A 13,232-nucleotide genomic window follows, 5' to 3' on the forward strand; every position below is an offset into this window, starting at 1 on the left:
CAAAACAGGAGGGAAAAACTTTTATGAAATAAATAATTTTTAAAAGCCTATTTATAGGTTAAGGTACCCGTACGCCTTGAAAAAAGTACGTTCTTTGAAGACGCACTTCCTGCCCCCTGTTCAAAAAAAGATATTTTCTTATATACAGTCAACACCGGGCTTGTCCAACAACCGGATAAGATCGTGGTTCGCTTCACTCACACAATCTATCCTTATTCGTTCGGTCAGTCCTTCTTATTGTCATCCATCTCCTTATGAATAGAAAGGTACCGATGAAGGTTACTTTCTATCTTCATAAGGTTAGATAAAGAAGTATATGGAATCATACCTTCAGGAACGTACTCCATCCACTGAGGCAACTTTGATTCACTGCGGTCATCCCATGATATACATTGCCGGCATTGTTCGAGTAACTTATGAATTCTCTTGACCAAATCTTCGCGTTTGATCCGAAAATCCTCCGGTAGAGTCGGAATAACTTCAGCGACGTATTGATTGACAAGACGTGTATTAATAATGATGTCTAGATGCTCTACAGCCTTCATGTATTCATCGTAGCCATTAGCATCAAATTCGAAATTGCACTCAGAACCAAGTTTGTCGGCTCTATCCATAGCCTCCTTGATCTCTTCGTCATTCGGTGGTTGTGGAAGAGACTCATATCCTTGGTCTAACTGGAGCAGATCTTCAAGTTTTGTGAAGAAGTGTGTCTTTGGTAAATCTTTAGCTAAAACAGGATGTAAAGCAAAAACCCGATCTTGTGATTTACGTTCCGGTATCTCGATTGCGAAGTCTGAATGGTTCTCAGAACAGAAAAGAAGAATAGGTTTAAGATCTTGAATAAGAGAAAAGTGAACTATAAGGGACTCAACAATTGCAGAATCCTGATCCACCCTTGGGGAGTTCTTTGGCATTCCTCTTCGGATGATCCGTTTTTTTGCTCGACACATGATCTCTGCGGTGAAGGGTATTGAAGAGACTTTTTCGGAATTAAGCAACTCCAAGACGTCCTTATATATTTGATGCCAACGCTGTTGTTTTTCGTCACGCAATGAATCGAGCTGTTGCATTACCAATTGCTTGGCATCTTCGATTTCCGACCAAACAGAGGTAGTGTTGATGATCTTCTTCAACTCCCCAAACCTTTGCTTGAGAACTTCTGATGGGTTATGCATCTGTCCTTCAAGTTCAAGATGCACCACTTCTGGAATAACCAAAGTCAATGCACCGCCAGTCGCAAGGACGCGAAGTCTCTCAAAGAGATCAGTCTCGCACCCGGGTTTACCTTGCGACATCACGCGAATAAAAATGTTTGTGTCGATAAATGCATAATGCATAGTAAAAAGCCCCTTCTTATCTTGACCGAACACCGGGATGAGCGGCGGCGCAACCTACGAATGGCGCTTGCGCCGATTCACAGGTGAGTACGCTGCTCCATCCCATTGTTATCGGGCGGAGCGCGGAGCTCGATGGCAATGGGATAGGAGCGGGAACCGCTAATCCCGGCGTTGATCAGGCTGAGCGTAGCGAAGCCTGATCAACATTTACGCATAAGGCAATTTTGCCTGATATCCTGATATTGAACAGACAAACAGGCAATTTTGCTTGCTTTCAATATTGAATATAGCATACCCTTTCAAAGCATCGAAAATACGGTAAAATAGAAAGAAAGCTATGTCAAGTAAGATTCTTGATGATATGCGCGATGTGATGCGGCGGAGGCACTATTCGATTCGCACAGAGAGTAGCTACTGTGAATGGATTAAACGACATGATCTCTTCAAAGTTGGTGGTTTCGTAAAAAGTCGGATTCCCCTTTTTCCCTGGATTCCCGCCTGCGCGGGAATGACAAAGAAGTAAATGATATCAGATAAATATACTAATCGTCATGCCCGCGAAGGCGAGAATGACAAACTGGTGGAAAACTGATTTTTTACGAATGCATCAAAGTCGTTGCTTTGTTATAATATGTCGAAAAGACAGGATAACCATTTGAAAGAATTATCATCAAGCTTTAACATATTAAAGAAGAGTTTCCCTGATTATGAAGACCGTCCGGAGCAGCGTGAGATGGCAGGCGAAGTCGGGCGTTGCCTCAAGAAGAAAAAGAATCTTCTCATAGAGGCTGGTACAGGCGTCGGCAAATCTTTTGCCTATCTTATCCCAGCGGTGCTTTCGCAGGAAAAAACGGTAGTATCCACTTCATCGCTGGCCCTTCAGGATCAGCTTGTAAAGAAGGATCTTGTTTTTCTTAAGAAGGCTCTTCCTCAGAAGTTTTCCTTCGGGATACTCAAGGGGAAGAATAACTATCTATGTCTGAAACGGGAAAAAGAATACGCGGGGGCGGGCGGGACCTATGAAAAGTTTCTCAAATGGCTGGCAAAGACCGGGACAGGCGAAAAAGCCGAGCTTTCATTCATTCCGAAATTCTGGCATGAGGTCTGCGGAGATTCACAGGATTGTAACGGCAGAATGTGCCCCTTCTACGACAGGTGTTTTTATTACCGGCATTATCGAACGCTCCACAAGAAGGATATCCTGGTAGTCAATCATCACCTCCTCATCTATGACCTCCTTTCGGATTTCAAAGTCCTTCCCTTTCACAAGCAGTTAATTATTGATGAGGCCTCTGATATTGAGGATGTTATCTCCAATGTCCTTGGCAGCAGCCTGACTTATTCAAGGACTATGTGGCTGCTTTACAGACTGAAAGGATTGAAGATAATCGTTGATGACCTTTTTGCAGAGGTGGAGTCATTCTTTAAAAAGGAAGATGTGCCATCTCAGCCGGTCTTTCCAATTCCCGATCCCGTCATAGAAAGGCTGAAGAGCTTGAGGAAAAAACTGGCGCTGAACAAAACAATTTCAACGCTGGAAAAGCAGAAGAAATCGGTGGCCGATGATGAGTTGAAAGACAAAATAGAAACAACAATAGATTATGTAAAGTCATTTGCCGCGGATATGGATGACTTTATAGGACAAGATGATGCGGACAGGGTTTATTATATAGCGGGAAATGGCAATGCCCTGGAGTTTAAAAGCAACCTTGTGGAATCCCGGAGTGCTTTCAGAGTACTGACAGACATTTATGACAGCACGATTATGACATCGGCTACTTTGACATCAGCAGGAAAGTTTGCTTTTTTAAAGAAGAGGCTGGGCATCGAAGATTTTGAAGAAAAGATTGTCGGCTCGCCATTTGATTACAGAAGGCAGTCTCTCCTATATGTTGACAAAGACCTGCCGGGACCGGACAGAGGAAATGATGAGATATTTCAGCAGGAGAGCCTCAAGGTAATAGAGGGTCTTGTCGATGCGTCCCGTGGCAGGGCATTGGTGTTGTTTACATCTTACAAACATCTTAATTTTGTTGCGAAAAGTGCCAGGATATTCCACCCCTTCAAATCCCAGGGGGATATGCCCCCTGCAAAACTTATTGAGTGGTTTAAAAATACTCCTAATTCAGTACTCCTGGCAACCGCTACTTTCTGGCAGGGGGTTGATATAAAGGGGGACGATTTGAGCCTTGTGATTATTGCGAAGATTCCATTCAGCTCACCGGGAGATCCGGTATATCAGGAAAGATGCAGGAGACTGGGAAACAGATGGTTTAACGACCTTGCCCTCCCGTCTGCTATTCTGTCATTGAGGCAGGGTTTTGGACGGCTCATCAGAGGGAGTAACGAATATGGCGTGGTTGCCATGCTTGATACACGGCTCGTTACTCGTTCGTACGGCAGGACTATCGTCTCATCATTGCCGGAGACAAACATCGTCCACAGTGTTGAAGATGTGAAAACTTTTTTTGACTCCATTCCCGTGAATCCCCCCATACCCCCCTTTGGAAAAGGGGGGCAAGAGGGAATCTTAAAGGGGGGAACCGCAAAAGTCACCCGTGCACAGAAAATAGATTCCGCAGATATTAAAGGCGTCGGCATTAATTAAAACCTTTACCGGAACGTATTTTCGTAATATTTTCCTTGCCAAAATTGCATAAAACTCGTAATGATATTAGGATTGAGAGCATAACCATCAAATCTTTTACCTGTCAACAAAGGGGGAATGGCATCATGAAAAGTTTTTCGTACATCGGTTTTATAACCCTGCTTGCAATTTCTTTGTCCGTCGGATGCGGAACCACTCAGGAAATCAAGGGCACCATAACCTCAAAGGTGAGCTCAATTACGTCTGACGTGGATCAGAATCTATTTGCCCAGGTTCCTGAAGATAAGCAAGAAGGGGTCAAAAAGGCCGAGCTTGACCTTAAGATTTCAGAAGAAAACGTTAAACTCGCCGAGCTTAAAAAGGAGCTGGCTTCAACTCAGGGGAAATATGCGGGATATGAACAGGATCAGGCCGAAAAGTACCGCCAAGAGGCCGCGATTGCCCTGGATATAGCAAAGACGGAGGCAATAGACGAGTCGGGTTTGGGTAAAAAGGATGATAACATTAAGGGCATAGCGGATCTAAAGTCCAAAAAACTCAGAATGGAAGCCGACAGGGTCAACGTCGAGGCCAAGCTGGCCACCACCAAACTACGGATCAGCAACCTGACCGAACAAATAAAGGCGCAGGAAGAAAAGATCAAGGATATGGAGTCGCCTAAAGAGAAAACTGAAGAAAAACCTGCGGCCACAACCGCGGACGAAAAGGAACAGCAAAAGTAAAATTGCACGGCTCGACAACAGGTGGGGAAGACCCCACGCTCGAAAAAGCAAAGCAGAAGGCCTTCCGCTTCCTTTCCGTTAGAGGAAGAAGCACAAAGGAGATACGGTCAAAACTCAAAGAAAGGGGTTTTGAAGAATCCATTGTAGAAAAAGTCATCGTCAGGCTTCTCGATCTCAAATATTTGGACGATGAATCCTTCGCAAAACAATGGGCCCGCAATCTGGCTGTAAACAGACTCTACGGAAACAGAAGGATTGAAATGAGCCTTCTGGAAAAGGGGATTGACAGGAAGTTCATTGAACAATCGATTGCGTGGGTTCGTGAAGAAATAAGCGAGAAAGAGGCCATAAACGTACTTATAGAAAAAAAGGTTAAAGGCAAAAAGGTTGTTGAACTCGACGAAAAAGAAAAGAGAAGACTGGCTCAAAACCTGATGGGAAGAGGTTTCCATGCAGGGTTGATTTTTGAGGTGTTAGGAAGACCAGAGGAGGAATTTACAAATGACGGGAAGTGAGATCAGAGAAAAGTTCTTAAAATACTTTGAGGAAAGGGGACATACGGTGGTGGCAAGCTCATCTCTTGTCCCGAAAGAGGATCCGACTCTGCTGTTTACCAATTCAGGCATGGTTCAGTTTAAATACTGCTTCCTGGGAGAGGAAGACCGGGGCTACACAAGGGCCGCTTCCTCCCAAAAATGTGTCAGGGCGGGAGGAAAACATAACGACTTGGAAAATGTGGGCTATACTACCCGTCATCACACCTTTTTTGAGATGCTGGGAAACTTTTCCTTCGGCGATTATTTTAAAGATGAAGCCGTTACATGGGGATGGGATTTCCTAACAGAGGCAATGGGTCTTCCCAAAGAGAAACTATGGATATCAATTTACGAAGATGATGATGAAGCCTTCGAGATATGGAACAAAAAGATAGGAATACCTGCGGAGAAAATTGTCCGCATGGGAGAGGAAGATAACTTCTGGATGATGGGCGAAACCGGCCCCTGCGGTCCCTGTTCCGAGATTATGTACGACCAGGGTGAAGGGGTAGGTTGCGGCCGGCCTGAGTGCAACATGGAATGTGAATGCGACCGCTACCTCGAGCTCTGGAATCTTGTCTTCACTCAGTTCGACAGGGACGAATCGGGCAACCTGAATCCGCTACCAAACCCGAATATTGATACGGGAATGGGCCTGGAGCGGTTAGCGACAGTGATGCAGGGGTTAAGCAGCAACTATGATTCTGATTTTTTTACAGAAATCATCGGTTCTATCGAGAAAATCAGCGGGAAGAAGTACAAGGAAAATGAGGATCATGACACGTCCATCCGGGTGATAGCCGACCACAGCCGGGCCATCACTTTTCTGATGGGTGATGGCGTCCTCCCAGGTAATGAGGGAAGGGGTTATGTCCTGAGGAGGATATTGAGAAGGGCTGCACGCCATGGAAAACTGCTCGACATAAACAAACCTTTTCTGCACGAGGTGGTACCGGTAGTTATTAATGTCATGAAAGAAGCCTATCCTGACCTTGTTGATAAAGAATCATTTGTCAGGAAAGTGGTCATAAACGAGGAAGAACGTTTTATAGAGACTCTCGATATCGGTTTGAAGATATTGAATGATGAAGTGGAATCTCTCAAAACTGCCGGTAAAAATATTGTCCCCGGTAACGTTATCTTCAAACTCTATGACACCTTCGGGTTTCCGGTCGATCTGACGGAAGACATCATCAGAAAGGACAATTTCTCACTGGATATGGAAGGTTTCGAAAAGGCTATGGATGCCCAGAGGGAGCTGGCCAGGGAATCGTGGAAGGGAAGTGGTGGAGAAGCCGTATCAGACAGTTACAAAAAACTGTCTCTCCAGGGCATCGCCACTGAATTCACAGGATATGAGGGAACAACGGAAACAAGCTCCCGTATTACAGGTATTCTGAAAAATAATGAAGAGATCGACTACTTAAAGGAAGGTGAAAATGCCGAAATCTTCGTTGAGCAGACCCCGTTTTATGGAGAAACTGGAGGACAGGTCGGGGATACCGGAATCATCAAAGGAGAAGGTTTTCTCTTTGAAGTCTGGGACACACAAAGGCCTCTTGATGATCTCTTTACACATATTGGAAAGCTTAAAAAAGGACAGATTAAGGTCGGGGATGCCGTAGATCTCAAAGTAGATAAAGAAGAAAGAAGGGCAATAGAAGCACATCATTCCGGCACACACGTCCTACAAGCAGCTTTAACAGAAGTTCTCGGGGATCATGTCAAGCAGTCAGGTTCTCTTGTAACACCGAAAAGGCTTCGGTTTGACTTTTCTCACTTTTCCAAAATCGACGAAGAAGAGATGGAAAAGGTAGAAATCCTGGCAAACAAATATATCAGAGAAAACTTCCCTGTCACCACCAAGGTATTACCCAGAGATGAGGCGATGAAAACAGGTGCAACGGCCGTCTTTGACGAAAAATATGGTGAGGCTGTAAGGGTTGTCAAGATGGGTGATTTCAGCATGGAGCTGTGCGGGGGAACTCACGTCAACAAAACCGGTGATATTGGATTCCTTAAGATTACCCATGAATCGGCAGTAGCAGCCGGCATAAGGAGAATCGAGGCGGTAACTGGAGAAGAATCTCTGAAATATATCAGAGAAACGGAGAAAGAGCTGAAAAAATCAGCCTCTCTTTTAAAAGCCAATCCTATGGAACTGTCTGAAAGGGTGGAGAAGCTCCAGAAACACCAGAAAGAACTTGAAAGAGAAATCGATTCGCTGAAGGGGAAATTGGCAACCAGGGCTTCGTCCGACCATCTCAGTCAGGCCGAGGAAATAAAGGGAGTCAGAGTGCTTACAACCATGGTTGATGCGCCGGATGTGAAAACCCTGCGGGATTTTGGGGATAAGCTGAGGGACAAAATCCAATCAGGAATAATACTGATCGGTAGCAAAGCAGATGGCAAGGCAATGCTGCTCTGTATGGTTACAAAAGACCTTACCGATAAATATAACGCCGGTAAAATCGTAAAAGAGATTGCACCGATTGTGGGAGGAACCGGCGGCGGACGCCCCGACATGGCTCAGGCCGGAGGGTCAAAACCCGAAAATTTAGAACAGGCTTTGAACAGGCTGAAGGAAATTCTATAAGTTTTCAGACATTAAATTTTACATTAGCTAAAACCCCCTTACCTGTTTTTTTAAAGGGGGACCCAAGCAGGATTTTTAAAAAGTGGCATTTCATGATAGGTATTTTTGACTCCGGTTTCGGCGGTTTGACGGTATTGAAAAGTATCATGCAGGAACTCCCTGAATATGATTACCTGTATTTAGGTGACAATGCAAGAGTACCTTATGGCGGCCGCTCCGAGAAGATAATATATAAGTTTACAAAGCAGGCGGTAGCCTTCCTTTTCAAGCAGGGATGCCCTCTGATTATTATCGCCTGCAATACTGCATCTGCCAAGGCACTGCGGAGAATTCAACAGGAATACCTGCCTAAAACATATCCTGAAAGAAGAGTCCTCGGGGTCGTCCGGCCGAGTGCCGAAGAGATCGTTAAAATAACCTCAAACAACAAGGTGGGGTTATTGGCAACTGAGATGGTCGTCTCATCAAGGGCTTACATTAAAGAAATCAACAAGTTAAATCCGTCAATTGAAATATTTCAGCAGGCCTGCCCTCTTCTGGTACCGATCGTGGAAGCAGGGGAACACGATTGGGAGGGAACTGATCTGATTGTTAAAAAATATCTGAGGGGGCTATTTGATCAGAATGGCGACATCGACACCCTCCTCCTTGCCTGTACCCACTATCCGATACTTTATCCAACTTTTGAAAGGAATATCCCCTCAAACGTAAAGATTCTTGAACAGGGACCCATTGTGGCAAAAAGCCTTAAAGACTATATTCTGAGACATCCCGAGATCGGGGAAAAACTCTCAACGGGAGCAACACAAACCCTGCTTACAACGGATCTTTCTGAAAGATTTGACCGCATAGCCCGTGTTTTTTACGGAGAACCGATACACTCGAGCCTTGTCTCCTTAGAGCTTGACTGAAAAAAATTATTGTGTTATTTCACAGACGCTTTTTGAGCCATCCTTGATGGACTCGTAAAAAGTCCAAATCTTGTCACTCCCGCGCAGGCGGGAGTCTATAACACCTTACAATAACTGGATTCCCGCCTACGCGGGAATGACAGAGAGGAACGAAATCCGACTTTTTACGAAACCGTCATCCTTAAAATAACCCAAAGAGTCATTCTTATGATAAATTTCACCCATCTTGACGAAAAAGGCAGAGCGAAAATGGTCGATGTTTCCGCTAAGGAATCTACCTTGAGGGAGGCAGTGGCCCAGGGAAAAGTACTAATGAACCCGAATACTGTAAGAGCTATTGAACAGGGGGAGGTGCCGAAGGGTGACGTGCTCGGTGTTGCAAGGATCGCAGGGATAATGGCCGCCAAAAAGACAAGTGATATTATTCCCATGTGTCACCCCCTCGAACTGACGGGAATAAATATTGACTTTTCAAGTAGTATTGAAAAGGGTGAGATAACCATAAAAGCAAATGTTAAGACTGTGGGAAAGACAGGTGTGGAGATGGAAGCCATGACGGCCGTGAGTGCGGCAGCCCTGGCAATTTATGATATGTGCAAATCCGCGGACCGTGGGATAATACTGTCTGATATAAAATTAATAACAAAAAGTGGCGGCAAGAGCGGAACCTTTGTAAGACAGGAAAAATAGTTTAATTGGTTCAGTTGGTTGTATTAGTTGTATTGGTTAACCAACAAACCGGATAAAATTAAAAAAAGAATAAAATATGTCAACCACCGTATACAAAATCGGAAGAGCATTATTAATTCCCCTCGCTATAGATGTATTTCTCCTCTTTATACTCCTTTCGATTTCCCTGTTCGTCAGTGGTTCTCCTACAGAAAGAATTGCCCTGTTTGTTATACTCATACCACTTCTATATATATTCCTTGAATCGATTTCTCGTAAAGTGATCATAGAAAACAACGGTATAGAAATAAAAAAACTGTTCAGGAAGAAAGTGCTCGGCTGGGAAGATATTACCAGCGTAGGCACCGTTATTATGCAAAAAAAGGCGTATCTTTTATTAACCACAACAAAGGGTTTTCAAGCGCTGTCCAATTCTTACGAAAATTTTACCGTTCTGGTTCAAAATATTGTTGATAATATCGATAAAGACAAGGTAGAAGAAGAAGTTCAAACTCTGATTGAATATCCGATAAAGAAGATTTCGAATCTTATTGCAGCCTGGGTTGTAGTTATTATACTTTTAGGAACTATTTACATAAAGCTGACTCATCTCTGATAAAAATGGTCATCTTTTGATCACAGATGTCTGAATGCCAATTTATGATGAAGGAAGGAACGGTCTCTCTCATGGATATACAAAAATCTAATAGAATGGTTATGGATGAGGCTGCTCAAACATCATTATTCCCAGTCGTAGAAGATATCATCGAGGAAAAATTAGAAAACATTGTCACGCTACTCTGTTCGACAGACACAGAAAAGAGCAGATTATATGAGGAAATATTATCGATATTTGAAAGTAGCTTAATCAAGATTGCCTTAAAACGTTCTAATAATGTTAAGACTGCCGCCGCGGATTTTCTCGGGATAAATAGAAACACCCTCCATAAAAAGATGGGCAAACTCGGAATTAACCTTGAACGAGAATGAAGTAAGCATCTATTGGCACTTAGCTGCCAACAAAACCTTATTCAAAAACTGCCCTGTTATAGAATCTTTCATACCTGCCACTTCCTCAGGGGTACCAGAAGCAACAATTTTCCCTCCTCTTTCCCCACCTTCAGGACCAAGGTCAATTACATAATCGGCAGATTTTATCACATCCAGGTTGTGTTCAATTACTACAACAGTATTTCCCATATCCACCAGTCTCATTAAGACATCGAGAAGCTTCTGAATATCCGCAAAGTGAAGGCCTATCGTAGGTTCATCAAGAATATAAAGGGTGTTTGCAGTAGCTCGTTTACCCAATTCTCTCGCCAGTTTTATCCTCTGTGCCTCTCCACCTGAAAGAGTCGTCGCAGATTGGCCTAATTTTAGGTACCCGAGACCCACATCGAAAAGGAGCTGCAGTTTCGATTTTATCGCCGGAACACTGTCAAAAAATGAAAGTCCTTGATTGACTGTCATATCCAGAATATCTGCTATATTTTCCCCCCTGTATTTAATTTCCAGGGTATCCTTGTTGAATCTCTTCCCATGACATACATCACAGGTCACATAAACATCCGGCAAAAAATGCATCTCCACTCTTATCAAACCATTCCCATAGCAGGATTCACATCTTCCACCCTTGACATTAAAACTGAATCTACCAGGTTTATACCCCCTGATACGTGATTCAGAAAGCCTTACAAAAAGCTCCCTGATATGTGTAAATGCTCCTGTATAGGTGGCCGGATTTGATCGCGGGGTACGTCCTATAGGTTGCTGGTTCATGACGATAACTCTTTCGATACCACCAAGGGTTCCTATCCGTCTCAACTTCCCCACCCTGCCCCTGTATCTGTACAGCCTGCGGGCAAGTACCTTATAAAGAGTTTCGATGACCATGGTGCTCTTTCCCGAACCGGATACACCGGTCACACATGTAAAAACCCCCACCGGAATCTTTATGTCGATATCCTTCAGGTTATTTTGATTAGCACCTTCCAGGATTATAAATTCATCAGGGACATGTCTTCGCCGATCGGGTACCGGAATGGATAACATCCCTGAAAGATATTTACCCGTCAGGGATCTTTCACTCTTGCAAATTTCTCCCGGTGTACCTTGAAAGACAACCTCACCCCCATTCAATCCCGCACCCGGTCCCATGTCAACAATGCAATCAGATGACATTATCATCTCCGCATCGTGTTCCACCACTAAAACTGTATTCCCCATATCGCGCAGATGCTTAAGTGTAGAAATAAGTCTGATGTTATCCCTCTGGTGCAGACCAACTGTCGGTTCATCTAACACATAAAGAACACCTACCAGTCCGGAACCTATCTGCGTTGCGAGTTTGATACGCTGCCACTCCCCACCGGAGAGGGTACCCGAAGACCTGGCCAGATTGATATAATCCATTCCTACATCGAGGAGAAATCGAAGTCTTTCCTTTATCTCCTTCACTATCCTTTCAGATACAACCATATTCTGGTCCGACAGAGAAAGCGTTTCAAAGAATCTGATGCACTCCCCGATCGACATCTGACACACTTCACATATATTTTTACCCCCTACAGTTACAGAAAGACTCTCTTCTTTGAGTCTATAACCATGACAGGTCGGACATTCCCTTACATTAATATATGTCGCTAACCCCATTCTTACTTCATTGGAATTTGTTTCCCTGTATCGTCGGTCAAGATTGTTGATCACACCTTCAAACGGCTTGGTATAAAAATACCGTCTGCCGCCCCTGTCAAAATGGAATTTAATCTCTTCATCTCCTGAACCGTACAGAAGGACAGTTCTGATCCTTTCCGACAATTTATTAAATGGAACGTTGATATCAAATTTATAGTGTTTGGAAAGGGCCTCCAGCATCTGATAAAAGTTAAGGGAATTCCTGTTTTCCCAGGGGACGATAGCACCCTCCCTTATGGAAAGTCCCGGATCAGGCACAACCAGATCCTCATCAAAATACATCCGTGTCCCCAGACCACCACAGTCAGGGCAGGCACCGTAAGGACTATTGAACGAAAACATCCGCGGTGTCATCTCAACAATGCTGACGCCGCAATCCTGACAGGCATATCCTTCACTAAAGATAATATCCTTGCCCCCGTCGGTAGCAATCCTGACAAGCCCCTCCGACAGGCCCATGGCAATTTCGAGAGAATCCCTCAATCGCTTTCGTATCCCTTTTTTCATGATAAGCCTGTCAACTACAACATCGATATTGTGGCGCTTATTCCTGTCCAGTTCAATATCTTCGGCAAGTTCCAGAGTCCTTCCATCAATCCTGACCCGAACAAAACCGTCCTTGCGCAATTTCTTCAATTCTTTCTGAAATTCACCCTTCTTTCCCCTGACAATCGGCGACATAATATTTATTTTTGTCTTTTCGGGAAATACCAGTACATTATCGAGTATTATATCAATGGTTTCAGATTTAATCTCCCGTCCACATTTATAACAGTGGGGCACTCCTATCCGTGCATATAAAAGGCGGAGGTAATCGTATATCTCGGTTACTGTTCCAACCGTCGAACGGGGGTTCTGACTTGCTGTTCTTTGTTCAATAGCTATGGCGGGGGACAAACCCTCTATCAATTCAACCTCGGGCTTATCCAACTGACCGATGAACTGGCGTGCATAGGTAGAAAGTGATTCCACATATCGTCTCTGTCCCTCGGCATAAATCGTATCGAAAGCCAGAGACGATTTACCGGAACCGCTGACACCGGTTATCACGACAAGTTCATCTCTGGGAATGTTTATATTTATATTTTTCAGGTTGTGCTGACGCGCACCCCTTATCTTTATATGTTTCATGGAATTAGGCGCTTAGTGTCTCAGCATC

10 protein-coding genes are annotated in these 13,232 nt (G+C 44.1%); 8 read left to right on the forward strand and 2 right to left on the reverse strand.

Going from position 1 to position 13,232, the window contains the following annotated elements:
* Positions 1 to 224 precede the first annotated feature (224 nt).
* Positions 225 to 1,337, reverse strand: a complete 1,113-nt coding sequence (locus Q7J27_14200) for a PIN domain-containing protein (GenBank protein ID MDO9530292.1) — start codon at positions 1,335 to 1,337, stop codon at positions 225 to 227.
* Between the two features lie 631 nt (positions 1,338 to 1,968).
* Here Q7J27_14200 and Q7J27_14205 point away from each other — a divergent pair.
* The 8 genes from Q7J27_14205 to Q7J27_14240 all read left to right on the forward strand — a co-directional run bounded on the left by Q7J27_14205 (position 1,969) and on the right by Q7J27_14240 (position 10,369).
* Positions 1,969 to 3,945: a helicase C-terminal domain-containing protein gene (locus tag Q7J27_14205; GenBank protein MDO9530293.1), complete on the forward strand. Its 1,977-nt coding sequence runs from the start codon at positions 1,969 to 1,971 to the stop codon at positions 3,943 to 3,945.
* Positions 3,946 to 4,070: 125 nt separating this feature from the next.
* The gene (locus Q7J27_14210; protein ID MDO9530294.1) at positions 4,071 to 4,667 is read left to right on the forward strand and encodes a hypothetical protein; all 597 of its coding nucleotides are present in this window, start codon (positions 4,071 to 4,073) and stop codon (positions 4,665 to 4,667) included.
* A gap of 2 nt (positions 4,668 to 4,669) precedes the next feature.
* The gene (locus Q7J27_14215; protein MDO9530295.1) at positions 4,670 to 5,182 is read left to right on the forward strand and encodes a RecX family transcriptional regulator; all 513 of its coding nucleotides are present in this window, start codon (positions 4,670 to 4,672) and stop codon (positions 5,180 to 5,182) included.
* Complete coding sequence (gene alaS, locus Q7J27_14220; GenBank protein MDO9530296.1) at positions 5,169 to 7,799, forward strand: alanine--tRNA ligase; 2,631 nt, start codon at positions 5,169 to 5,171, stop codon at positions 7,797 to 7,799. Before Q7J27_14215 ends, alaS begins: the two co-directional genes overlap by 14 nt.
* Positions 7,800 to 7,891: 92 nt before the next feature.
* Entirely contained in the window at positions 7,892 to 8,710 is an 819-nt protein-coding gene (gene murI / locus Q7J27_14225; GenBank protein MDO9530297.1) for a glutamate racemase, read from the forward strand.
* Positions 8,711 to 8,917: 207 nt separating this feature from the next.
* Positions 8,918 to 9,400, forward strand: coding sequence for a cyclic pyranopterin monophosphate synthase MoaC (moaC, locus tag Q7J27_14230; GenBank protein MDO9530298.1), 483 nt, complete (start codon positions 8,918 to 8,920; stop codon positions 9,398 to 9,400).
* Positions 9,401 to 9,476: 76 nt separating this feature from the next.
* Positions 9,477 to 9,995 carry a hypothetical protein gene (locus Q7J27_14235; protein ID MDO9530299.1) on the forward strand — a complete coding sequence of 173 codons (519 nt, stop codon included), beginning with the start codon at positions 9,477 to 9,479 and terminating at the stop codon, positions 9,993 to 9,995.
* 44 nt (positions 9,996 to 10,039) lie between these two features.
* Positions 10,040 to 10,369, forward strand: coding sequence for a helix-turn-helix domain-containing protein (locus Q7J27_14240; protein MDO9530300.1), 330 nt, complete (start codon positions 10,040 to 10,042; stop codon positions 10,367 to 10,369).
* A gap of 9 nt (positions 10,370 to 10,378) precedes the next feature.
* Here the strand turns inward: Q7J27_14240 and uvrA are convergent, their stop codons facing one another.
* Positions 10,379 to 13,204, reverse strand: a complete 2,826-nt coding sequence (uvrA, locus tag Q7J27_14245; protein MDO9530301.1) for an excinuclease ABC subunit UvrA — start codon at positions 13,202 to 13,204, stop codon at positions 10,379 to 10,381.
* Between the last annotated feature and the right edge of the window lie 28 nt (positions 13,205 to 13,232).

The sequence above is a fragment of the Syntrophales bacterium genome (assembly GCA_030655775.1).
Taxonomy (GTDB): Bacteria; Desulfobacterota; Syntrophia; order Syntrophales; family JADFWA01; genus JAUSPI01.